The organism is Pseudomonas azotoformans (assembly GCF_900103345.1).
GTDB lineage: Bacteria > Pseudomonadota > Gammaproteobacteria > Pseudomonadales > Pseudomonadaceae > Aquipseudomonas > Aquipseudomonas azotoformans.
The window spans coordinates 1,190,383-1,212,282 of the sequence record NZ_LT629702.1 but is presented as its reverse complement, the minus strand read 5'-3'; the positions used below and the strand labels follow the sequence as shown (position 1 = coordinate 1,212,282).

At 59.4% G+C, this 21,900-nt stretch carries 20 protein-coding genes; 13 read left to right on the top strand and 7 right to left on the bottom strand.

Features of this window, described 5'->3' with window-relative positions:
* The first annotated feature begins 10 nt into the window (after positions 1 to 10).
* The 3 genes from BLR69_RS05180 to BLR69_RS05170 all read left to right on the top strand — a co-directional run bounded on the left by BLR69_RS05180 (position 11) and on the right by BLR69_RS05170 (position 5,268).
* Positions 11 to 3,190, top strand: coding sequence for an efflux RND transporter permease subunit (locus BLR69_RS05180; RefSeq protein ID WP_071495767.1), 3,180 nt, complete (start codon positions 11 to 13; stop codon positions 3,188 to 3,190).
* Positions 3,187 to 4,602, top strand: coding sequence for an efflux transporter outer membrane subunit (locus tag BLR69_RS05175; RefSeq protein WP_071495768.1), 1,416 nt, complete (start codon positions 3,187 to 3,189; stop codon positions 4,600 to 4,602). Before BLR69_RS05180 ends, BLR69_RS05175 begins: the two co-directional genes overlap by 4 nt.
* 138 nt (positions 4,603 to 4,740) lie before the next feature.
* Positions 4,741 to 5,268 (top strand): hypothetical protein, encoded by a 528-nt coding sequence (locus BLR69_RS05170; RefSeq protein ID WP_071495847.1) that lies wholly within the window; start codon positions 4,741 to 4,743, stop codon positions 5,266 to 5,268.
* 59 nt (positions 5,269 to 5,327) lie between these two features.
* Here BLR69_RS05170 and BLR69_RS30690 read toward each other — a convergent pair whose 3' ends face one another.
* On the bottom strand, positions 5,328 to 5,759 hold the full coding sequence (locus BLR69_RS30690; protein ID WP_134434919.1) for a hypothetical protein: 432 nt from the start codon (positions 5,757 to 5,759) through the stop codon (positions 5,328 to 5,330).
* A 353-nt stretch (positions 5,760 to 6,112) separates the two neighbouring features.
* Between BLR69_RS30690 and BLR69_RS05165 the strand changes: the two genes are divergently transcribed.
* Positions 6,113 to 6,640 carry a hypothetical protein gene (locus tag BLR69_RS05165; protein ID WP_071495769.1) on the top strand — a complete coding sequence of 176 codons (528 nt, stop codon included), beginning with the start codon at positions 6,113 to 6,115 and terminating at the stop codon, positions 6,638 to 6,640.
* Positions 6,641 to 6,707: 67 nt separating this feature from the next.
* Here BLR69_RS05165 and BLR69_RS05160 read toward each other — a convergent pair whose 3' ends face one another.
* Positions 6,708 to 7,091: a hypothetical protein gene (locus BLR69_RS05160; RefSeq protein WP_071495770.1), complete on the bottom strand. Its 384-nt coding sequence runs from the start codon at positions 7,089 to 7,091 to the stop codon at positions 6,708 to 6,710.
* A 294-nt stretch (positions 7,092 to 7,385) separates the two neighbouring features.
* Here BLR69_RS05160 and BLR69_RS05155 point away from each other — a divergent pair, with 294 nt between their 5' ends.
* Entirely contained in the window at positions 7,386 to 8,084 is a 699-nt protein-coding gene (locus BLR69_RS05155; protein ID WP_232000954.1) for a hypothetical protein, read from the top strand.
* 66 nt (positions 8,085 to 8,150) lie between these two features.
* On the opposite strand, the gene BLR69_RS05150 is transcribed toward BLR69_RS05155, so the two are convergent.
* Together BLR69_RS05150 and BLR69_RS05145 are read right to left on the bottom strand one after the other, a co-directional pair.
* A complete protein-coding gene (locus BLR69_RS05150; protein ID WP_071495772.1) occupies positions 8,151 to 8,534 on the bottom strand; it encodes a hypothetical protein in 384 nt (127 codons plus the stop codon).
* A gap of 281 nt (positions 8,535 to 8,815) precedes the next feature.
* On the bottom strand, positions 8,816 to 9,838 hold the full coding sequence (locus tag BLR69_RS05145) for an AraC family transcriptional regulator (RefSeq protein ID WP_071495773.1): 1,023 nt from the start codon (positions 9,836 to 9,838) through the stop codon (positions 8,816 to 8,818).
* A 167-nt stretch (positions 9,839 to 10,005) separates the two neighbouring features.
* Between BLR69_RS05145 and efeU the strand changes: the two genes are divergently transcribed.
* The 4 genes from efeU to efeO (BLR69_RS05125) are packed head-to-tail and all read left to right on the top strand — an operon-like array spanning position 10,006 to position 14,230.
* Positions 10,006 to 10,851, top strand: a complete 846-nt coding sequence (gene efeU / locus BLR69_RS05140; protein ID WP_071495774.1) for an iron uptake transporter permease EfeU — start codon at positions 10,006 to 10,008, stop codon at positions 10,849 to 10,851.
* A 10-nt stretch (positions 10,852 to 10,861) separates the two neighbouring features.
* Positions 10,862 to 12,064, top strand: coding sequence for an iron uptake system protein EfeO (gene efeO / locus BLR69_RS05135; RefSeq protein ID WP_071495775.1), 1,203 nt, complete (start codon positions 10,862 to 10,864; stop codon positions 12,062 to 12,064).
* A gap of 14 nt (positions 12,065 to 12,078) precedes the next feature.
* A complete protein-coding gene (gene efeB / locus BLR69_RS05130; RefSeq protein WP_071495848.1) occupies positions 12,079 to 13,383 on the top strand; it encodes an iron uptake transporter deferrochelatase/peroxidase subunit in 1,305 nt (434 codons plus the stop codon).
* Between the two features lie 28 nt (positions 13,384 to 13,411).
* Complete coding sequence (efeO, locus tag BLR69_RS05125; protein WP_071495776.1) at positions 13,412 to 14,230, top strand: iron uptake system protein EfeO; 819 nt, start codon at positions 13,412 to 13,414, stop codon at positions 14,228 to 14,230.
* A 60-nt stretch (positions 14,231 to 14,290) separates the two neighbouring features.
* Here the strand turns inward: efeO (BLR69_RS05125) and pssA are convergent, their stop codons facing one another.
* Positions 14,291 to 15,634 (bottom strand): CDP-diacylglycerol--serine O-phosphatidyltransferase, encoded by a 1,344-nt coding sequence (pssA, locus tag BLR69_RS05120; RefSeq protein WP_071495777.1) that lies wholly within the window; start codon positions 15,632 to 15,634, stop codon positions 14,291 to 14,293.
* 125 nt (positions 15,635 to 15,759) lie between these two features.
* On the opposite strand from pssA, the gene BLR69_RS05115 reads away from it, so the two are divergent.
* Positions 15,760 to 16,323 carry a TetR/AcrR family transcriptional regulator gene (locus BLR69_RS05115; RefSeq protein ID WP_071495849.1) on the top strand — a complete coding sequence of 188 codons (564 nt, stop codon included), beginning with the start codon at positions 15,760 to 15,762 and terminating at the stop codon, positions 16,321 to 16,323.
* Between the two features lie 52 nt (positions 16,324 to 16,375).
* Positions 16,376 to 16,855 (top strand): nuclear transport factor 2 family protein, encoded by a 480-nt coding sequence (locus tag BLR69_RS05110; protein ID WP_071495778.1) that lies wholly within the window; start codon positions 16,376 to 16,378, stop codon positions 16,853 to 16,855.
* Between the two features lie 71 nt (positions 16,856 to 16,926).
* Here BLR69_RS05110 and BLR69_RS05105 read toward each other — a convergent pair whose 3' ends face one another.
* Both BLR69_RS05105 and BLR69_RS05100 read right to left on the bottom strand, forming a co-directional pair.
* Positions 16,927 to 18,084 (bottom strand): PQQ-dependent sugar dehydrogenase, encoded by a 1,158-nt coding sequence (locus BLR69_RS05105; RefSeq protein WP_071495779.1) that lies wholly within the window; start codon positions 18,082 to 18,084, stop codon positions 16,927 to 16,929.
* A gap of 12 nt (positions 18,085 to 18,096) precedes the next feature.
* Entirely contained in the window at positions 18,097 to 18,411 is a 315-nt protein-coding gene (locus BLR69_RS05100) for a hypothetical protein (protein ID WP_071495780.1), read from the bottom strand.
* A 185-nt stretch (positions 18,412 to 18,596) separates the two neighbouring features.
* Here BLR69_RS05100 and ku point away from each other — a divergent pair, with 185 nt between their 5' ends.
* Both ku and ligD read left to right on the top strand, forming a co-directional pair.
* Positions 18,597 to 19,430, top strand: coding sequence for a non-homologous end joining protein Ku (gene ku, locus BLR69_RS05095; RefSeq protein WP_071495781.1), 834 nt, complete (start codon positions 18,597 to 18,599; stop codon positions 19,428 to 19,430).
* Positions 19,431 to 19,433: 3 nt separating this feature from the next.
* A complete protein-coding gene (gene ligD / locus BLR69_RS05090; protein ID WP_071495782.1) occupies positions 19,434 to 21,899 on the top strand; it encodes a DNA ligase D in 2,466 nt (821 codons plus the stop codon).
* Position 21,900 lies beyond the last annotated feature (1 nt).

Genomic DNA, 21,900 nt, shown 5'->3' with positions numbered 1-21,900 from the left:
ACGACTCAAGATGAATTTTTCCAAGTTCTTCATTTCGCGGCCGATCTTCGCAGCGGTGCTCTCGCTGCTGATCCTGATCGCCGGTGCGATCTCGCTGTTCCAATTGCCGATCAGTGAATACCCGGAAGTGGTGCCGCCGACCGTGGTGGTGCGCGCCAACTTCCCGGGCGCCAACCCCAAGGTCATCGGTGAAACTGTGGCCGCTCCTCTGGAGCAGGCGATCACCGGCGTCGAGAACATGCTGTACATGTCCTCGCAGTCGACCGCCGACGGCAAGCTGACCCTGACCATCACCTTCGCCCTGGGCACCGACCTGGACAACGCGCAGGTGCAAGTGCAAAACCGTGTGACCCGGACTCAGCCGAAACTGCCTGAAGAAGTGACGCGCATCGGTATTACCGTGGACAAGGCCTCCCCCGACCTGACCATGGTGGTGCACTTGACCTCCCCGGATCAGCGCTACGACATGCTCTACCTGTCCAACTACGCCTTGCTCAACGTGAAGGATGAGTTGGCGCGCCTGGGCGGTGTGGGTGACGTGCAGCTGTTCGGCATGGGCGACTACTCCCTGCGCGTATGGCTCGATCCGAACAAGACCGCTTCGCGTAACCTGACCGCGACCGATGTGGTGACCGCGATCCGCGAGCAGAACCGTCAAGTGGCCGCCGGTGCCTTGGGTGCACAACCTGCCCCGACCGCCACCGCGTTCCAGTTGTCGGTCAACACCCAGGGTCGTCTGGTGACCGAGGAAGAGTTCGAGAACATCATCATTCGCTCCGGCGCCAACGGTGAAATTACGCGCTTGAAAGACATCGCTCGGGTGGAGCTGGGTTCCAGCCAATACGCCCTGCGCTCGTTGCTCAACAACCAGCCGGCCGTGGCCATCCCGATCTTCCAGCGCCCTGGCTCCAACGCCATCGAGATCTCCAACGAAGTGCGCGGCAAGATGGAAGAGCTGAAAAAGAGCTTCCCGCAAGGCATGGACTACAGCATTGTCTATGACCCGACCATCTTCGTGCGTGGCTCCATCGAAGCGGTCGTACACACCCTGTTTGAAGCGCTGATCCTGGTTGTGCTGGTGGTGATCCTGTTCCTGCAGACCTGGCGCGCCTCGATCATTCCGTTGGTGGCGGTGCCGGTATCGTTGATCGGTACGTTTGCGGTAATGCACCTGTTCGGTTTCTCGCTCAACGCGTTGTCGCTGTTCGGCCTGGTACTGGCCATCGGTATCGTGGTGGACGACGCCATCGTGGTGGTGGAGAACGTCGAGCGAAACATCGAACTGGGCCTGGAACCGTTCCCGGCCACTGAAAAAGCCATGAGCGAAGTGACCGGCCCGATCATCGCCACCGCGTTGGTGCTGTGTGCGGTGTTCGTGCCAGCGGCATTCATCAGCGGCTTGACCGGGCAGTTCTACAAGCAGTTCGCCTTGACCATTGCGATCTCGACGGTGATCTCGGCGTTCAACTCGCTGACCTTGTCCCCTGCCCTGGCGGCGGTGTTGCTCAAGAGCCACAACGCACCGAAGGATGGGTTCTCCAAGTTCCTCGACAAGTTGCTGGGTGGCTGGTTGTTCAAACCGTTCAACCGCTTCTTCGACAAGGCCAGCCATGGTTACGTCGGCACCGTGCGCCGGGTGATCCGTGGCAGTGGTATCGCGCTGTTCCTGTACGCCGGCCTGATGGTCCTGACCTGGCTGGGCTTTGCCCACACGCCGACCGGTTTCGTACCGGCCCAGGACAAGCAATACCTGGTGGCCTTCGCGCAGTTGCCGGACGCCGCGAGCCTGGACCGTACCGAAGACGTGATCAAGCGCATGTCCGACATCGCCCTGAAACAGCCAGGCGTAGAAAGCGCCGTAGCGTTCCCGGGGCTGTCGATCAACGGTTTCACCAACAGCCCGAACAGCGGCATCGTGTTCGTGACCCTGAAACCGTTCGACGAGCGTAAAGACCCGAGCATGTCCGCCGGTGCGATTGCCGGCGCCCTGAACGGCAAGTACAGCAGCATCCAGGAAGCCTACATGGCGATCTTCCCCCCGCCGCCGGTACAGGGCCTGGGTACGATCGGCGGTTTCCGCCTGCAGATCGAAGACCGGGGCAACCTGGGGTACGACGAGCTGTACAAAGAAGTGCAGAACATCATCACCAAGAGCCGCACCACGCCGGAGCTGTTCGGCCTGTTCACCAGCTACACGGTCAACGTGCCCCAGGTCGATGCCGCCATCGACCGTGAAAAAGCCAAGACCCACGGTGTGGCGATCAGCGACATCTTCGACACCCTGCAGATCTACCTGGGTTCGCTGTATGCCAACGACTTCAACCGCTTCGGCCGGACCTACCAGGTCAACGTGCAGGCTGAACAACAGTTCCGCCTCGATGAAGACCAGATCGGCCAGCTGAAAGTGCGCAACAACAAAGGCGAAATGATCCCGCTGGCGACCTTCATCAAGGTCAGCGACACCTCGGGCCCGGACCGCGTGATGCACTACAACGGCTTTATCACCGCTGAAATCAACGGCAACGCTGCACCGGGCTACAGCTCGGGCCAGGCTGAAGCGGCCATCGAGAAACTGCTGAAAGACGAACTGCCCAACGGCATGACCTATGAGTGGACCGACCTGACCTATCAGCAAATCCTCTCGGGCAACACCGCGCTGTTCGTGTTCCCGCTCTGCGTACTGCTGGCGTTCCTGGTACTGGCGGCCCAATACGAAAGCTGGAGCCTGCCATTGGCGGTGATCCTGATCGTACCGATGACCCTGCTGTCGGCGATTACCGGGGTGATTATCTCGGGCGGTGACAACAACATCTTCACCCAGATCGGCTTGATCGTACTGGTGGGCCTGGCGTGCAAGAACGCGATCCTCATCGTCGAGTTCGCCAAGGATAAACAGGCAGAAGGCCTCGACCCGCTCGCTGCAGTACTGGAAGCCTGCCGCCTGCGTCTGCGGCCGATCCTGATGACTTCGTTCGCCTTCATCATGGGTGTGGTACCCCTGGTGTTGTCCAGCGGTGCCGGTGCCGAGATGCGGCATGCCATGGGTGTGGCGGTGTTCTCCGGGATGATCGGTGTGACCTTCTTCGGTCTGTTGCTGACGCCAGTGTTCTACGTACTGATCCGTCGCTCTGTGGAGCGCAGCGAGGCGCGCAAAGCGGCCAAGGCCTTGAAGCTGGAGACACAGCAATGAGTGTGAAAGTATTCCTGCCGAGCCTGCTGGTACTGGCGCTGAGCGCCTGTGCCGTAGGCCCGGACTACAAGACCCAGACCCCGGAGGCGGCCAGCATCACGGCCGCTGCCGATGCCAAAAACTATGACCATGCCAAGTTCGAAGGCATCTGGTGGCAGCAGTTCGACGACCCGACCCTCAACCAGTTGGTGACGCAATCGCTGCAAGGCAACCGTGACCTGCGCGTCGCTTTTGCCCGCCTGCGGGCGGCCCGTGCGATCCGCGATGACGCCAGCAATGACGCCATGCCGACCATCACCAGCCGGGTCAGCAGTGACCAGGGTAAAGGCCAGATCCCAGGCCAGACCACCAGCCGGGTCAAGACCGAGCGTTACGACCTAGGCCTGGACATGGCCTGGGAACTGGACCTGTTCGGGCGCATCCAGCGCAATCTGGAAGCCACCGACGCCGACCAGCAGGCTGCCGAAGCTGATCTTTACCAGTTGCAAGTGACGATGATCGCCGAACTGGTGGACGCCTACGGCCAATTGCGTGGCGCGCAACTGCGTGAACGCATTGCCCTGGACAACCTGAAGAACCAGCAGGAGTCGCGCACCATCACCGTCAGCCTGCGCGATGCCGGTGTGGGCGATCAACTCGACGTGGAGCGTGCCGACGCACGCCTGGCGGCAGTTGAAGCCAGCGTGCCGCAACTGCAAGCCGAACAAGTGCGCGAGCGTAACCGCATCGCTACCCTCCTCGGCCAGCGCCCCGACAAGCTCAGCGTCGACCTGAGCCCCAAAGACTTGCCGGCGATTGCCAAGGCCTTGCCGATTGGCGACCCCGGGCAACTGCTGCAACGTCGCCCGGACATCCTCAGCGCCGAACGCAAACTGGCCGCCGCCACCGCGCGTATCGGCGTGGCCAAGGCCGACCTGTTCCCACGGGTCAGCCTCAGCGGCTTCCTCGGCTTTACCGCCGGGCGGGGTTCGCAGATCGGTTCGTCTGCCGCCAATGCCTGGGCCCTCGGCCCGAGCATCACCTGGGCCGCGTTCGACCTGGGCAGCGTGCGTGCGCGTTTGCGCGGCGCAGACGCCGAAGCCGATGGCGCCCTGGCGACCTACGAGCAGCAAGTGCTGCTGGCGTTGGAAGAGTCCGAGAACGCCTTCAGCGACTACGGCAAGCGCCAACAGCGCCTGGTATCGCTGATCCGCCAAAGCGAATCCAGCCGCGCCGCCGCCGACCTCGCGGCGATCCGCTACCGCGAAGGCACCGTGGACTTCCTGGTGCTGCTCGACGCGCAACGTGAGCGCCTGGCCGCCGAAGACTCCCAGGCCCAGGCCGAAGTGGACCTGTATCGCGGCATCGTCGCGATCTACAAAGCGTTGGGCGGTGGCTGGCAGCCGGACACGGTGGTCGCCAGCGCCAAGTGAGGTAAAGAGCTCCTTTGGTTGGTCGCATCCAGCCAATTTTTTGCCCCGTGGTCCATTCGGTCACGGGGCTTTTTTTTAAAGTGGATTCAAGGAAGGTCGATACAAAGGTGTAGCTTTCGGCTGATGGAGGATTTCCCTATGGCCGTTTTGTTGACTGCGGAGCAAATGAGGCACACGAAGGCGTCTAACCCGTTTCAGATAAAGCACCCGGAACAGGTGGTGAATAAATTCACGATAACAGACGCGTCAAAAGCGTCGGACACGTTGAAACTGGGTAATCAACAGTCGATTGATGATCTGAAAGCGTTTTTGAAAGATTACGATATGACGTCTATTACCACCAATGAGCTAAAAGTCGTTGGAAGGCGGCTTTATGAAAGCGGCGTCATTGATGGCCAGGGCTTTCGTATGTTCATAACAGGCCTCGGCGCCTTTGATGAAAACGGCCAGCCCGCTGAAACCGATGTAAAGTACAACGCAATCGCTTTGTTCGATGAAGTCCTTGAGGATTACCTGTCATTTGTTGAGGGGCGTCCTGACGTGCAGCGCTCGCAAGGCATCCCTGAATACATTCAAGGAATGTTTGCCGCCAATCACGCTATCAATGCACTGGCGTTTTTTGTTAATTCCTCCCGAAGTGATCTTTCTATAGAGGAACGTGCCTGAGGCCGGTTCTTTCGACACCGGGTGCCAGCAGAACCCGTGGCACCCGGCTCTATTGGGCATTACCGGCCAAATCTGACCGTTCCCCAATAAGACTTGGAGACCGCTTCGGGGTTATCCAATACCACCCGATAGGTCCCCAATGACCCGAGCCATGAGGCGTAGGCTGACAAAGGGTTACCGGCCACGGTTTTCCAAGCCCCTCCCACCTGCTGCTCGATGTATATCTGAGGCGGTCTACCTCCGCCTGCTGCAGATACCATTGCGTCGATATTTGCGTTCGAGCAGCCGTTAGCTCCCGAGATGGTGAACGGACCCAGTGCTACCGCCCTGGAGTCAGGCTGAATTATTCCGCTGTAGCTATCTGTAAGAGTCAAACACAAAGCCGACGCCTGAGCAGACATCAACATCAGCACTAAACAAGGTAATGCAAAAAGACTTTTCATGATTTTCACCTCAAGTGTTAATCCTATTAAGTTTTTGCGAACACTCATCAGCTATCTTTTTGTTTTTCATATATCGCCCTCGATTTAGCAGAACGCACCGTTCGTCACGGTGACCTGCTGCACATGGATCGAACCCTTCAGTAGGCTGCGTGCTATTAACTATGCCTGAATGATCGCAAGAGGAAAGCCGGCCACTTCCCAAAAACATGAAAGACCGCTCTGTCAGATCTCGAAGTAGTCCAATGCGCGAACATTCCTAATATTACGCTCTGCCGTTAGAAGCCCACGCCACCGCCCAAATCTCGCGATAACACCAACCTCAACCGAAACAATTTAAGCGCTTAAGAAACTCACCAACTTGTCGACAACCAGATGTAGGCCCAATTAACAGAGGACTGTTTATGGTCACTTTATCCACGACAAGCCAAGTACCGAACTCAATGGCCACCCCAGCCCACCCCATCAAAAACCCTGGGCAAGTTGTCAATCAATTCACCATCACCGAAGAAGCGGAGGCAACAGAAACTTTAAAACTCGTGCAGCAGGAAGACATCAGCGAGTTGAAGAATTCCCTGAAGGACTATGATATGACATCGATCAGCAGTGACGACCTCAAGAAAATCGGAAGCCAGCTTTATCGTAAAGGTCTCATTGATTCACGTGCTTTTTGGCTATTTATGGACGGCAGTCGAGCGGTTGATGCATACGGATTTCCGGCAGACACCCACGTTAAATTCAATGCGATTGCGTTATTCAATGAAACGTTGGAGGGGTATGTAGACTTGTTCAAAAGCAATCCCTACGTGGCGCGTCAGGAAGGGGCCTCGGATTTTATGAAAGGGCTGGTAACGGCTAATCATGCCCTCGCTGCTTTGTCCTATTTTGCGACCTCTTCAAATAATAAGTTATCGGTGGACGAGCGCGTCTAATTTCAGAATTAACGCTACAGGATACAGTGTGCCGAATAGCTGCCTGGCACACTGCACCTGCTCAGTTTCAACGACCGTATCTGACAGTGCCTGAATAGACTTTCGGCTCTGAACCTTCGTTACGCACCCTCACTCTATAGGTGCCAAACGGCCCCACCCAAAACGCGTTACTACCGATACTGTAGGTCAACCGCTGCCATGATCCGCCACCCACATCGCCTTCAATAAAGATCTCGGGCGTTTTGCCAGTTCCTGTGGGCGTTACCATCGCCTCAATGTTGGCATTCAAGCAGCCGTTCGAAGGGGTGATTTCAAATGGCCCTTTTGCTGTGACGGTCATCTCCGGCGGGATAATACCTCCATAGCTGTCAGTAATATAGGTACACAACGCCGACGCCTGCGCCGACATCAACATCAACCCCGCAAAAACCAACGCTAAACTACTTTTCATGATTTCCACCTCAAGCCATTAAAATTTTGGGTACTCATCTACCTGTTCTGTTTTTATTTACTCATAGGCTGCCCTCGATTCAGCAGCGCACACCCGCCATCGCGGGTAAGCGCAGCACATTTATCGAATCTTCCAATAGAAGTACTCAGGTACCGTGAGGATAACTATGCATGAAGAATAAACAGCGGCAAGCCGAGCACTTCCTAAAATAGCGAAGGACCTTTCTGTAGTCCCTTGAGACAAGTCAGGCGGTTCAGGACTTATCTAAAACAACGTCAGACAGTTCTGTCAGGCATGAAAGTAGTCCCACATGCATACACTCCTAATACCATGCCCGCCTGCACAACCCCACACAACCGCTCAACACTGACAATAACGCCAACCCAATACGAAACATTTTCAGCACTTAAGAAACTCACCAACTTGTCGACAACCCGATATAACCCCAACTATTTGAGGCTTTTTATGGTTACCTTATCAGCGACAGGTCAAGTGCAGAACTCAATGGCAACCCCTGCTTACACCATCAAAAATCCTGAACAAGTCGTGAACGCATTCACTAAGACTGAAGAAGCAGAAGCGGCGGAGACACTGAAGTTTTGGCAGCAGGAGCAAATCAGTGAATTGAAAAGTTTTCTGAAGGGCTACGACATGACTTCAATCAGCAGTGACGACTTGAAAAAAGTGGGTGGTGAACTCTACGACAAAGGCATTATTGATTCCCGCGCTTATTGGCTGTTCGTCGTAGGAAACGGAGCGTTTGATGCAAACGGACTTCCTACAGAGACCCATGTCAAATTCAATGCCGTCGCGTTATTTAACGAGCAGCTGGAGGGATATATAGACTTTTTCAAAAGCAATCCATACGTAGCACATCAGGAGGGTGCTTCAGATTTTATGAGAGGACTGGTAGCAGCGAATCACGCGCTCGCCGCATTGGCCTATTTCGCAAATTCTTCAAATGATGATTTATCAATTGACGAGCGTGCATGATTTCTGAATTTTTTCCACAGGATGCAGTGTGCCGGATAACTTCCGGCACACTGCATAGGTTCGGTTTCAGCGACCGTACCTGACACTTCCCGAGTAGACTTTTGGTACCGAATCGTCGTTATACACCACCACCCTGTACTTACCGAACGGACCAACCCAAGAAGCGTTGCTGCCGATGCTGAATGTCAACCGTCGCCATGATCCGCCTCCCACCTCGCCTTCGATATAGATCTCTGGGGTGTTCCCTGCACCGGTGGCTGTTACGATGGCATCAATACTGGCGTTCAAACAGCCATTAACGGAGGTGATCTCAAAAGGCCCTTTGGCAGGTATCGCCGTTTTCGGCGGAATAGTGCCGCCGTAGCTCTCCGTAATATAGGTACACAACGCCGACGCCTGCGCCGACATCAACATCAATCCCGCAAAAACCAACGCAAAACTACTTTTCATGATTTCCACCTCAAGCCATTAGGATTGTTGGTGTTCATGTAATCGTTCTGTTTTTATTTGCGCATAGGCTGCCCTCGATTCAGCAGCGCACACCCGCCGTCGCGGGTAAGCGCAGCACATTGATCGAATCTTCCAATAGAAGTATTCAGGTACCGTGAGGATAACTATGCACGAAGAATAAACAGCGGCAAGCCGAGCACTTCCTAAAATAGCGAAGGACCGTTCTGTCATCCGAAAGAAGAAGAATGTAAGTTATTTCCTAATCCCGCACATCCACGCCGTTACCGCTTGTTTGTTTCGTTCAAAATCAAATTTCGATAATGCCCCGGGTTCGACCCCACCCATTTACGAAACGCCTTATAAAACGAACTTGCATCGGCAAAGCCCAGTCGCTCGGCAATTTCGGCAAAGCTGATCTGCGGTTCCGCCAACCACACAATCGCCAGTTCCTTGCGCACGCTGTCCTTGAGCCCCTGATAGGTCTGCCCTTCTTCCGCCAGCCGCCGGCGCAGGGTCGAGGCAGAAATGCACAGGCTGGCGGCGAGGCCGCAAGTTTCCGGCCAGGTGTCGGGAGACATCTGGCGCAGGTCGTGCTTGATGCGGGTCGCGAGGCTGGCGGGGTCGCGGTATTTGACCAGGATGTTGGCCGGCGCGTGGGCCAGGAAGCGCTTGAGCTCCTCCGGGCTGCGCTTGATCGGCAGGTCCAGGCAGTCGGCGGAGAAGATCATGCGGGTGCGGGGCCGGTTGAAACGCAGGTTGTCGGAGAACATCACCTGGTAGTCATCGCAGAAATCCGGTCTTGCACACCGCAGTTCAATCGCCAGGATGGGGATCCGCCGCCCGGCCAGCCAACAGGCCACACCGTGCACGATCATCCAGTAGGTAAAGTAAGTGAAGGCGCGATTGGGTTCGGACTCGGGCTCCTGCAATACAATCTCCGCCAGGCTTTGTTGACGCACCAACTCGGCAGGCAGGCGCTCCAGCATCAGCGACAGAAATCCCAGGCCGGTTTCCAGCCCGGTGCCCAGGGTGGGTTGCGCCATCGCGGCACGGCAGAGAAACGCCAGGCTGCCGGACTTGAGTTTGCGCGGGTCCATGCCAAAGAACTCATCATCCATGCGTCGCGCCAGCAGGCGCCACAGGCGTGCGTAAGTAGTGGCCGAGACCCGCGCGTTGGGCTCGGCCAGCAGTGCCGGGTCAATCCCGGCTTTATGCAGCACTTCGGCACTGGCCGCGCCGGGTGCGCAGCTTTGCAGCAAGGCTTCGCGCACGAGGTGCAGGGAGATGGTGTCTTTTTCCGACATGGCGAAACGGGCATCCGGCGGCGCAAATAATGGCACGCATCATAAGGTGGGATGCGTTTTGCCACCACCGTTCAGCCACGGTTCAGCTATTGTCAAGATTGCCTGTTTAGTAATGAGTATCATTATGTTACAACTTAGCCTCCTATCTAGTTGTGACGCGGTGCCGAATGCTCGTTCCTTTTCTCATCATGCTGCGCGAAGGCATTGAAGCCGCATTGATCGTCGGCATTATCGCCAGTTACCTGCAACAGACCGGTCGTGGCCAGTGGATGCCTGCGGTGTGGATCGGCGTGTTTCTCGCCGCCGCGCTGGCCCTGCTGGTGGGTGGCGGACTGGAACTGGTCAGTGCCGAGTTCCCGCAAAAGCAGCAGGAACTGTTCGAGGGTATCGTCGGCCTGGTCGCCGTGGGCATCCTCAGTTCCATGGTGTTCTGGATGCGCAAAGTGGCGCGTTCCATCAAACACTCCCTGCACGAATCCCTCGATCATGCGTTGGCCGGTTCCAAACACCAGGTCACCGCGCTGATCCTCATGGTGTTTTTCGCCGTGGCCCGTGAAGGCCTGGAAACCGTGTTTTTCCTGCTGGCGGTGTTCCAGCAGAGCGAAGGCCCCGGCGCACCGATTGGCGCCCTGCTCGGCCTGATCCTGGCGATCATCGTCGGGTTCCTGATCTACACCGGTAGCATGCGCCTGAACCTCGGTGCGTTTTTCCGCTGGACCGGCTTGTTCATCCTGGTGGTGGCCGCCGGCATCCTCGCCAATTCGGTACAGGCCCTGCACGAAGCGGGCGTGTGGAATCACCTGCAAACCGTGCTCTTCGACTTCAGCGCCGCGCTGCCCATGGACAGCCCGCTGGGCTCGGTCCTGGCCGGCATGTTCGGCTATCAGGAAGCGCCCACCGTCAGCACCCTCGGCGCCTACCTGATTTACCTGGTGGTGGCTCTGGTGATGTTCTTCCTGCCCGCCGCGCCACCCAAGCCAGCCGCCACCCCCTCTTCCGTTTCCAGCCAGTAAGGACCGTCTCTTGTCCAACCCAACCCCTCAACCGGCTTCGCCACCCCGCGCCCTGCGCTGGGCCGTGGCGGGCTCGGTGGTCGTGATGATCGCCGCCGGTGGCCTGTTCTATTACGCCTCGCAACTGGCCGCCAGCAAGCGCCAGGCCAACCACAATGAAATCGCCGTGACCATTCATGGACACGCCTGCGAGCCGAATGAATTGACGGTCCCCGCCGGCCGCGCCAGCTTCCGCATCATCAACCGCTCCGACCGTGCAGTGGAGTGGGAGATCCTCGACGGCGTGCTGGTGGTCGAAGAGCGCGAAAACATCGCCCCCGGCCTGAGCCAGGTGATCAACGCCAACCTGCTGCCCGGTGACTATGCGATAACCTGCGGCCTGCTGAGCAACCCGCGTGGCACCTTGCACGTAACGCCGACCGCCGAGTCCGACGCCCAGGCCAAGGCCAAACCGTCGATGGTGGCGTTCATTGGCCCATTGTCGGAATTCCGCGTGTACTTGAGCGGCCAAGGCAGCGCACTGGTCAAGGCGGTCAGCGCGTTGCAACAGGCCATCGACCGCGGCGACCTGGCCCAGGCCCAAGCGCTCTATGTACCGGCCCGGGAGGCTTACCAACGCCTGGCCCCGGCATCGCAACGCCTCGCGCAACTGGACAACGCGATCAACGCCCGTGCCGACTATTTTGAAAAACGCGAACAGGACCCGGCCTTCAGCGGCTTCCATCGCCTGGAATACAGCCTGTTCCAGCAACGCAGCCTTGACGGCCTGGCGCCGGTTGCCCAGCACCTGCTGACCGACGTCAGCGCCCTCAAGCAACAATTGCTGGCCCAGTCCCTGCCGCCGGAGCAGTTGGTCAGCATCGTGGTGCGCAACCTCAACAGCCTGGCCGATGTACGCGCCATCAGTGGTGAAGAAGAACGCTACAGCCACGTCGACCTGAATGGTTTCGCCGCCAACCTGGAGGCCGCCCACAAGGTGGTCGAGCTGATGCGTCCGTTGCTGACCAAATCCGCCGCCGACCTGCTGCCCAAAATCGACAGCGCCCTCACCGCCTTCGACAGCGAGCTCAATGGTTTGAAAGTCGACGGCCAGTACCGCCGCTACGACAGCGTGACCGCCGATCAGCGCAAGCAGATCGCCGACAAGGCCAAGGCTCTGGCCGTTGCACTCGATGGAATCGACCCCGCCCTTGGCCTTTCCGGCCTGCAGTGAAGACGACCGCACACATGAGTGATTCAGAACACACCAACCTTCAGCGTCGCCGTGTCCTGCTGGGCATGGCCGCCACCGGTGCCGCAATTGCCGGCAGCGCCCTGACCTGCCCGGCCATGGCCGCTGCGGCCGAGCAAGTCACCACCGCGCCGCGCAGTGACAAGACCCAGGACCACCACGATTTCTTCGGCAAACACCAGAGCGGTATCGTCACCCCACGCCCGGCGTGCGGCATGATCGTGGCGTTCGACGTGCTGGCCAGCGACCGTGAAGACCTGGAGCGCCTGTTCCGTACCCTGAACGAACGCATCGCCTTTCTCATGACCGGCGGCACCGTGCCACAGGTGGACCCGAAACTGCCGCCCACCGACTCCGGCATCCTCGGCCCGGTGGTCACCCCGGACAACCTCACCATCACCGTGTCCGTAGGCGAATCGCTGTTCGATGAGCGCTTTGGCCTCACGGCAGTCAAACCCAAGCGCCTGAGCCGCATGGTCGGGTTCCCCAACGATGCGCTGGAACCGGCGCAATGCCACGGCGACCTGAGCCTGCAATTCAGCTCCAACACCCCGGACACCAACATCCACGCCTTGCGCGACATCGTGAAAAACCTGCCCGACCTGCTGCTGGTGCGCTGGAAGCAGGAAGGCAGCGTACCGCCCCAAGCGCCTGCCAAGCCCGGCGAGCCGGCCCAGAGCGCGCGTAACTTCCTCGGCTTCCGTGACGGTTCGGCCAACCCGAACTCCAACGACGCCAAGGCCATGGATCAGATTGTGTGGGTACAGCCCGGCAGCGACGAACCGGCATGGGCCGCCAACGGCAGCTACCAGGCCGTGCGCATCATCCGCAACTTCGTCGAGCGCTGGGACCGCACCCCGCTGCAGGAGCAGGAAAGCATCATCGGCCGGGTCAAGCCCACCGGTGCGCCCATGGATGGCCACAACGAAACCCAGGTGCCCGACTACAGCAAGGACCCGGAAGGCAAACTGACCAAGCTCGATGCCCACATCCGCCTGGCCAACCCGCGCACCCCGCAGACCCAGGCCAACCTGATCCTGCGTCGGCCGTTCAACTACTCCAACGGCGTCAACAAGAACGGTCAGCTGGACATGGGGCTGTTGTTCATCTGCTACCAGGCTGACCTGGAGAAAGGCTTTATCAGCGTGCAAACCCGGCTCAACGGCGAGCCCCTGGAGGAATACCTCAAGCCGGTCGGCGGCGGGTATTTCTTCACCTTGCCAGGCGTCACTGGGGCCCAGGATTTCATCGGGCGCACGCTGCTTGCTGCAACGCACCCTCAAACCACTGCCAATACCTGAAAAACACACTCAGAGCGGATACCGTCCCATGAAGAAGTCGACTATTGCGTTGTCGTTGTTGCTGACCCTTTCGCCGCTGGCAGCCTTTGCCGCCACCGCGCCGCTGGACCTGGTAGGGCCGGTGTCGGATTACAAGATCTACGTCACCGAGGAAATCGGTGAGCTGGTCACCCAGACTCAGGCGTTCACCGACGCCATCAACAAGGGTGACCTGGCCACCGCCAAGAAGCTCTATGCGCCGACCCGCGTGCACTATGAGTCCATCGAGCCGATCGCCGAGCTGTTCAGCGACCTCGATGCCTCCATCGACTCCCGCGTCGACGACCACGAAAAAGGCGTGACCGCCGAAGACTTCACCGGCTTCCACCGTATCGAATACGCGCTGTTCTCGCAGAACACCACCAAGGGCCTGGAAGCGCTGACCGCCAAGCTCAACACCGACGTCAACGACCTCAAGACCCGCGTCGACGGCCTGACCTTCCCGCCCGAGAAAGTCGTAGGCGGTGCCGCAGCGCTGCTGGAAGAAGTCGCCGCCACCAAGATCTCCGGCGAAGAAGACCGCTACAGCCACACCGACCTGTATGACTTCCAGGGCAACATCGACGGCGCGAAGAAAATCGTCGACCTGTTCCGTGGGCAGATCGAGAAGCAAGACAAGGCCTTCCTGGCCAAGGTCGACAAGAATTTCGCCACCGTGGACAAGATCCTCGCCAAGTACAAGACCAAGGATGGCGGTTTCGAAACCTATGACAAGGTCAAGGAAAACGACCGCAAGGCTCTGGTGGGTCCGGTCAATACCCTGGCGGAAGACCTGTCCACCTTGCGGGGTAAGCTGGGCCTGAACTAAGCAGCACAAAAAAAGACCCAGCCCTGTTGAAGGGGCTGGGTCTTTTTTTGCCTGCGGGTTTTACAGGATCCGATACAACAACCGCTCGATTCGTACCCGGCTGACCCGGCGCAGGAACTTGCCGACCGCCTCGGGATAATCAGGCAGCGTCTGCAAGTCCTGGTACCGTTCGATACGCGTGGTGTGCTGGAAAATCTGCGCCAGCTCGGTACGTCTCGGCTCCAGCCATTCGCCCTTGGGATCATCGATCAGCAAGGCGTTTTCCAGGTCGAGGCGAAACGCGCGCGGGTTGAGGTTGTTGCCGGTGAGCAAGGTGTAGCGCTGGTCGACCCACATGCCCTTGAGGTGGTAGGTGTTGTCGTCGTGGTGCCACAGGTGCAGGTTCAACTGGCCCTGGTCGATGTCGCGCTGATGGCGCTTGGCGAAGCGGCGCAGGCTGATCTCGTACAGGTACGGCAGCGCGGCGATCACCTTGAACGGCTCGCTGGGCGGGATGTAGAAGTCGTTGGCGGTCTTGTCGCCGACAATGATGTCGATCTTTACCCCACGCGCCAGCGCGCGGTTGATCTCGCGGGTCACTGGCAGCGGCAGGTTGAAGTACGGCGTGCAGATGGTCAGTTGATGCTGGGCACTGGCGATCAGCTCCAGGATCACCCGGCTCAACGGATTGTTCTTGCCCACGCCCAGCAGCGGGCTGACCGACAGATGGCCGTTGGGCAATTGCCCGGCGGTGGTGTCGTATGCGGCGTGCTTGAGACGGCTGCGCAGGTCACCGATGTCGTTGCGCAAGCTACGGGTGGTGGGCGGGTTGGGCAGGTCCAGGCGATGCACCGCCTTGGACGCCACAAGGCCGTGTTCCACCAGATGCTGCATGGAGTCGGCGAGCGGTTGGCTGTGGATCAGGTGGTAGCGGTCGTAGCGGTACTTGTCGAACTTGTGCAGGTACACGTTGTTCAGGCTCGCGCCACTGTAGAGCACCGTGTCGTCGATCACAAAACCCTTGAGGTGCAGCACGCCGAACAGCTCGCGGGTTTGCACCGGCACGCCATACACCGGCACCTCACTGGCGTGGTCCTGGGTCATGGCCTGGTACCAGGCACTGTTGCCCGGCTGCTTGCCGGCGCCGATCAAGCCACGCTGGGCGCGCAGCCAGTCGACCACCACCACGATATCCAACTCCGGTCGCGCTGCCTTGGCGGCGTGCAGGGCGTCGTAGATCTCCTGGCCCGCCTCGTCCTGCTGCAAGTACAGCGCGACGATGTAGATGCGCCGGGTGGCCTGGGGGATTTTCTCCAGCAGGCAGCGGCGATAGGCATCGGCGCCGCACAGCACGTCAATCGCATCAGGAGTGAGGGGAAAACCGCGCAGTTTGGGCAACAGGGAGCGTTTGAAGAACGACGGCATAAGGCTCGCAATGGGTCGAATCCGAAGAGGCCCCGAGCTTACACCATGGGGGGCCTCAGGTCTTGCCGTGGCGCATGGAAAAATTCTGATTGACCAAGAAGAACGATCGTTCTACTGTTCGCAACATGAACGACATGACCAGTAATGAAACCCGCGACATCATTCTCGACGTCACCGAAAAGTTGATCTATCGCCACGGCATCGCCGCCACCGGCATGGACTTCCTGGTGAAAACCGCTGGCGTCTCGCGAAAAAGCATTTACCGCTACTTCGCCAATAAAGACGATTTGGTGATTGCCGCCCTGCAGCGTCGCGACGAGCGCTGGATGCAGTGGCTGCGCACAGAGGTGGAATGTAGCGAAGGCACCGGAGAACGCCTGCTGGCGGTGTTCGATGCACTGAAAACCTGGTTTGGCTCCGCCGATTTCCGTGGCTGTGCCTTCATCAACACCAGCGGCGAAACCGGCGACCCGCAGGACCCGGTGCGCCAACTGGCCAAGGCCCACAAACAGAAACTGTTCGAGTACCTGCTCGAACTGTGTCAAGCACATGGCACCCCCGACCCTGAACGGCAGGCCGCGCACCTGCTGATCCTGGTCGATGGCGCCATTACCGTTGCCCTGGTGATGGGCGATTCAACAGCTGCCGATAATGCGCAATGCATGGCGCAAACCTTGTTGGGACTTTGATCGCACAACGGCGCAACTTTCAACCCACCCTGATTGTTTGAGGAACTGCCCCATGTCATCGACTGCAGAAACACGTCCGCCCCTGCCGCCGTTTACCCGCGCATCGGCCATCGAAAAAGTGCGTTTGGCCGAAGACGGCTGGAACTCCCGCGACCCCCACCGGGTGTCCCTGGCCTACACCCTTGATACGCAGTGGCGCAACCGCGCCGAGTTCGCCCATAACCGCGAAGAAGCCAAGGGTTTCCTGACCCGTAAATGGGCCAAGGAGCTGGATTATCGGCTGATCAAGGAGCTGTGGGCGTTTACCGACAATCGCATTGCGGTGCGGTATGCCTATGAGTGGCACGATGATTCGGGCAACTGGTTCCGTTCCTATGGCAACGAGAACTGGGAATTCGACGAGAACGGCCTGATGGCCAATCGTTTTGCCTGCATCAACGACATGCCGATCAAGGAAAGCGAGCGCAAGTTCCACTGGCCGCTGGGACGGCGCCCGGATGATCATCCGGGGCTGTCTGACCTGGGCCTGTAAACCTTGCCGGCGATGGCGTTGCTTGAATCGCCATCGCCGGCCAGCCGGGCGCCTAAAGGTTGTTGTCGGCTTCAGTCCTGATTGAGGCCGACTCGGTATAGCACGCCATCATCCTCATCTGTCAGCACATACAAAAAGCCATCCGGCCCCTGCCGTACATCGCGAACCCGCGCTTTCAAAGCGCCCAGCAAACGCTCCTCGTGAATCACCTTGTCACCGTCGAACTGCAAGCGGATCAGTTCCTGGCTGGCCAGCGCGCCGATGAACACATTGTGCTGCCAAGGCTTGAAGCGGTCTGCATCGTAGAATGCCATGCCGCTGATACCCGGTGATTTTTCCCAGACATGATGGGGCGGCACGGTGCCTTCCGCGGTCTTGCCTTTGGCTTCGGGAATCGGTGCCAGAGAGTAGTTGATGCCGTGGGTCGCCAACGGCCAGCCGTAATTCTTGCCACGCTCGATGATATTGATCTCGTCCCCCCCGCGTGGCCCATGTTCATTTTCCCAGATCGTGCCACTCCAGGGATTCAGCGCCAGGCCCTGGGGGTTGCGCTGGCCGTAGGACCAGATCTCCGGGCGCACGCCTGGCTGGCCGACGAAGGGGTTGTCATCCGGCACGCGGCCGTCGGGGTAGATGCGCACCACCTTGCCCTGCAGTTTGTCGAGGTCCTGGGCGGTCGGGCGGTCGTTGTTTTCGCCCAGGGTCACAAACAAATAACCGTCGCGGTCGAAGGCCAGGCGTGAACCGAAGTGATTGCCGGTGGACAGCTTCGGCTCCTGGCGCAGGATCACTTTGAAGTCGGTCAGGCCACTGAGGTCAGCCGCCAGACGTCCACGCCCTACCGCAGTACCGGCTGTTCCGCCCTTGCCGCCACCTTCGGCGTAGGAAAGGTAGACCATGCGGTCCTGCTTGAAGTCCGGCGACAGCACCACGTCCAGCAAGCCGCCCTGCCCTTTGGCCCACACTTCAGGCACGCCCGTCAGTGGCGCGGACAATTTCCCGTCAGGGCTGACAAAACGCAGGTGGCCAGGCCGTTCGGTGACCAGGAAACCTTGCTTGTCCGGCAGAAAAGCCACGGCCCAGGGATGGTCAAGGCCTTTGGCGATCGGCGTGACAGTGATGCTGCCTTGTTCACTGGGGAACTGCCGGGCATCGGCTGCGAAACTAGCCGTCAACGGCAGCAGAGAGGTTGCGCACAGCGCGGCTAGCAGGGTTTTGCGTAGAAACATAAGACGGAATCCTTACCGGCGATTGCCGTTGGCATCATAAGTGGGGGCTTTGGTTTCGGTGGCCGGGCGGCTGGGAGCGGCATCGCGCTTGGGGTAGCTGTTGCCAATGCCGCCGTTTTCCAGGGTCGGCGTGCGGGTGGTCGGCCCGGTCTGAATCCCGCGAATCGCCGGCGCGTTGGGCTGGGTGCCCTGCATGCTGTTGGGGTTGGCCCGGTGGATCGGGCCGTTGTTGGCGTTGTTGCTGCCGGGCAGGTTTTGCGCCTGGACCACAGGAACCAGGGCCAGGCCCAACAGCAGCGCTGCAACGTGACGCATACAAGTGTTCATTGACAAAGCCTCTCGGGAGTGAGGAGTACGTGCTTTCGATAACACGCTACGCCTTGGGTTCGGCTTTCGACACTAAATAGTTTCTCATCAGGTGTAACACGATCTGTCCGCGCATCCGCCTGGGGAAACTTTTCATACCGGCGCCGAGTCACCAGAACACAACCTCAACTCAAGGAATCGCACCTATGCCACGAGCCATCTGGAAAGGCGCCATCAGCTTTGGCCTGGTGCATATCCCGGTGTCGCTGGTCTCGGCCACTTCATCGCAGGGCGTTGACTTTGACTGGCTGGACAAGCGCAGCATGGACCCGGTCGGCTACAAGCGCATCAACAAGACCACCGGCAAGGAAGTCACCAAGGACAATATCGTCAAGGGTGTCGCCTTCAAGAAAGGCCGCTACGTGGTGCTCAGCGAAGAGGAAATCCGCTCGGCCCACCCCAAGTCGACCCAGACCATCGAGATCATCGCGTTTGTCGCCAGCGACCAGATCCCGCTGCAGAACATCGATACGCCCTACTTCCTGGCGCCGGACAAACGCGGTGGCAAGGTCTACGCGCTGCTGCGGGAAACGCTGAGCAAGACCCGCAAAGTCGCGCTGGCCAACGTGGTCCTGCACACCAAGCAACATCTGGCGGCACTCATGCCGCTGGAGTCGGCGCTGGTACTGGTGATGCTGCGCTGGCCTGCCGAAGTGCGCAGCCTGGACGAACTGGAACTGGGCAGCGACGTGACCAAACCCAGCCTGGCCAAAGGTGAGCTGGACATGGCCAAGCGCCTGGTCGACGACATGAGCGCTGACTGGAAGCCTGATGATTACCGCGACAGCTTCCAGGAAAAAATCATGGCGCTGGTGGCCAAGAAGGCCAAGTCCGGCAAGATCGAAGATGTGGAAACCCGCCAAGACAGTGAAGAGCGCAAGTCCGCCGACGTGATCGACCTGACGGAATTGCTCAAGCGCAGCCTGGCCGGCAAGCCCGCCAAGAAGCCCGCCGCAAAGAAAACCACCAAGGCCTCATAAGTCATGCCCAAGCCCCTGAGCGACTACAACCGCAAGCGCGACTTCGGCATTACCGGCGAACCGGCAGGCCGTGCGCCCGCAGGTAAACGCAAGGCGTCGGCGCTGTCCTTCGTGATCCAGAAACATGCCGCGCGCAACCTGCACTATGACTTTCGCCTGGAGCTGGATGGTGTGCTGCTCAGCTGGGCAGTACCCAAAGGCCCGAGCCTGGACCCTGCACAGAAGCGCCTGGCTGTGCATGTCGAAGATCACCCCCTCGACTACGGCAGCTTCGAAGGCAATATCCCCGCAGGCCAGTACGGCGCGGGTGAGGTCATTGTGTGGGACCGTGGCGTGTGGCAACCCCATGACGATCCGCGCAAAGCCTACGCCGCCGGCAAGCTCAAGTTCACCCTGGTCGGCGAGAAGCTGGCCGGCGATTGGGCACTGGTCCGCACGCGCTTGAAGGGCAGCGGCGATAAGGAGCAATGGCTGCTGATCAAGGAACAGGACGCGCAGGCACGCCCCGCCGAAGACTACGATATTGTCCAGGCCCAGCCGGACAGCGTGCTCAGCGCCGCCTCGGTGGGTAAACCCAAGCCTCGCGCAAAACCCCGGAAAACCAAGGCCGCCCTGCCAGAGCACTTCACCCCGCAATTGGCCACCCTGGTGGATCGCGCGCCCGAGGGCGATTGGCAGTACGAAATCAAGTTCGACGGTTACCGCATGCTCGCGCGCATCCGCGACGGCGAGGTGCGGCTGTTCACGCGCAACGGCCACGACTGGACCGACCGCCTGCCGCGCCAGACCAAGGCCTTGCAAGCTTTGAAGCTCAACGACAGCTGGCTCGACGGCGAAGTCGTCAGCCTCAACGGCGACGGCCTGCCGGACTTCCAGGCGCTGCAAAACGCGTTTGATATCGGACGCAGCCTGGACATTGTCTACTACCTGTTCGATGCGCCGTTCCTGGATGGCCAGGATCAGCGCGAAGCCCCCGTCGAGGATCGTCGTGCAGCGCTTAAGACTGCGTTGGCTGGCAGCAGAAGCAAACTATTACGGTTCTCCGAAGCCTTTACCGCCCATCACCGGGACATTTTTGAAAGCGCCTGTGACCTGGCCCTTGAGGGCGTGATCGGCAAGCGCCTGGGCAGCCCTTATGTGTCCAGTCGCAACGCCGATTGGATCAAGCTCAAATGCCGCCTGCGCCAGGAATTCGTGATTGTCGGCTACACCCGCCCGCAGGGTTCGCGCAGCGGTTTCGGTGCACTGCTGCTGGCAGTGAATGACACCTCGGGATTGGTGTACGCCGGACGCGTAGGCACCGGGTTTGATCAAGCGTCACTGAAGGCGATCCATGCGCAACTCAGGCCATTGGAGCGTAAGTCATCGCCCCTTGAAAAAGCCCTGCCCAGAGCCCAGGCCCGTAACGTGCACTGGGTGGAACCGACACTGGTCGGCGAAGTGCAGTTTGCCGAATGGACCCGTGAGGGGGTGATCCGCCAGGCGGCGTTTGTCGCGATGCGCACCGACAAACCGGCCGCACAGGTCATTCATGAGCAACCGCGCACGGTCAAATCCATGAAATCTGCGAAAAAAACCACCGGCACCGTGAAGATCACCCACCCGGACCGCGTGATCGATAAGCAGAGCGGCATGCAGAAGGAGCAATTGGCGCAGTTCTACAACAGCATCAGCGAGTGGATCCTGCCTTTTCTGCGTCACCGTCCCGTGTCACTGCTGAGGGCACCCGAAGGCATCGAGGGCGAGCAGTTCTTCCAGAAACATTCGGAGCGCCTGGCCATTCCCAACATCAAGCAGTTGGAACAGGCACTCGATCCCGGCCATGCGCGCCTGATGGAAGTCGACAGTACCGAGGCGTTGCTCGGGGCGGTGCAAATGGGCACCGTGGAGTTTCATACCTGGGGCGCCACTGTCGACAAGATCGAAACCCCGGACCTGTTTGTACTCGACCTCGACCCCGACCCCGCGCTGCCGTGGAAAAGCATGCAGGAAGCAGCGCAACTCACCCTTTCGGTCCTGGACGAGCTGGGCTTGCAAGCCTTCGTCAAAACCAGTGGCGGCAAAGGCCTGCACCTGGTCGTGCCGCTGGCGCGGCGGGACAACTGGGATACCGTCAAGGCATTCGCCAAAGCGATTGCCCAGTTCATGACCGAGCAACTGCCGGAACGTTTTACCGCGACGTCAGGACCGAAAAACCGGGTCGGCAAGATCTTCATCGACTACCTGCGTAATGCGCGGGGCGCCAGCACCGTGGCCGCCTACTCTGTGCGGGCGCGGCCGGGATTGCCGGTGTCGGTGCCGGTCAGTCGTGAGGAATTGAAGGGGTTGCGCAGTGCACAGCAATGGACAGTGGCCAACCTGCAGCAGCGTCTGGACGGGTTGCAGGGCGATCCCTGGGAAGGCTATGCCAATCGGCAGAAGATCAGCAAGAAGATGTGGGACAAACTGGGCGCTCATCCACCGAAGTGAA

Bases quoted from the DNA above. Each gene is read 5' to 3' on its own strand.
- BLR69_RS05105 (WP_071495779.1), bottom strand. From the start codon at position 18,084: ATGTTTCTACGCAAAACCCTGCTAGCCGCGCTGTGCGCAACCTCTCTG.
- BLR69_RS05100 (WP_071495780.1), bottom strand. From the start codon at position 18,411: ATGAACACTTGTATGCGTCACGTTGCAGCGCTGCTGTTGGGCCTGGCC.
- BLR69_RS05115 (WP_071495849.1), top strand. From the start codon at position 15,760: ATGAACGACATGACCAGTAATGAAACCCGCGACATCATTCTCGACGTC.
- BLR69_RS05175 (WP_071495768.1), top strand. From the start codon at position 3,187: ATGAGTGTGAAAGTATTCCTGCCGAGCCTGCTGGTACTGGCGCTGAGC.
- ligD (WP_071495782.1), top strand. From the start codon at position 19,434: ATGCCCAAGCCCCTGAGCGACTACAACCGCAAGCGCGACTTCGGCATT.
- efeB (WP_071495848.1), top strand. From the start codon at position 12,079: ATGAGTGATTCAGAACACACCAACCTTCAGCGTCGCCGTGTCCTGCTG.
- BLR69_RS05160 (WP_071495770.1), bottom strand. From the start codon at position 7,091: ATGAAAAGTAGTTTAGCGTTGGTTTTTGCGGGGTTGATGTTGATGTCG.
- efeO (WP_071495776.1), top strand. From the start codon at position 13,412: ATGAAGAAGTCGACTATTGCGTTGTCGTTGTTGCTGACCCTTTCGCCG.
- BLR69_RS05145 (WP_071495773.1), bottom strand. From the start codon at position 9,838: ATGTCGGAAAAAGACACCATCTCCCTGCACCTCGTGCGCGAAGCCTTG.
- ku (WP_071495781.1), top strand. From the start codon at position 18,597: ATGCCACGAGCCATCTGGAAAGGCGCCATCAGCTTTGGCCTGGTGCAT.
- BLR69_RS05150 (WP_071495772.1), bottom strand. From the start codon at position 8,534: ATGAAAAGTAGTTTTGCGTTGGTTTTTGCGGGATTGATGTTGATGTCG.
- efeU (WP_071495774.1), top strand. From the start codon at position 10,006: ATGCTCGTTCCTTTTCTCATCATGCTGCGCGAAGGCATTGAAGCCGCA.
- BLR69_RS30690 (WP_134434919.1), bottom strand. From the start codon at position 5,759: ATGAGTGTTCGCAAAAACTTAATAGGATTAACACTTGAGGTGAAAATC.
- pssA (WP_071495777.1), bottom strand. From the start codon at position 15,634: ATGCCGTCGTTCTTCAAACGCTCCCTGTTGCCCAAACTGCGCGGTTTT.
- BLR69_RS05180 (WP_071495767.1), top strand. From the start codon at position 11: ATGAATTTTTCCAAGTTCTTCATTTCGCGGCCGATCTTCGCAGCGGTG.
- BLR69_RS05110 (WP_071495778.1), top strand. From the start codon at position 16,376: ATGTCATCGACTGCAGAAACACGTCCGCCCCTGCCGCCGTTTACCCGC.
- BLR69_RS05165 (WP_071495769.1), top strand. From the start codon at position 6,113: ATGGTCACTTTATCCACGACAAGCCAAGTACCGAACTCAATGGCCACC.
- BLR69_RS05170 (WP_071495847.1), top strand. From the start codon at position 4,741: ATGGCCGTTTTGTTGACTGCGGAGCAAATGAGGCACACGAAGGCGTCT.
- BLR69_RS05155 (WP_232000954.1), top strand. From the start codon at position 7,386: ATGAAAGTAGTCCCACATGCATACACTCCTAATACCATGCCCGCCTGC.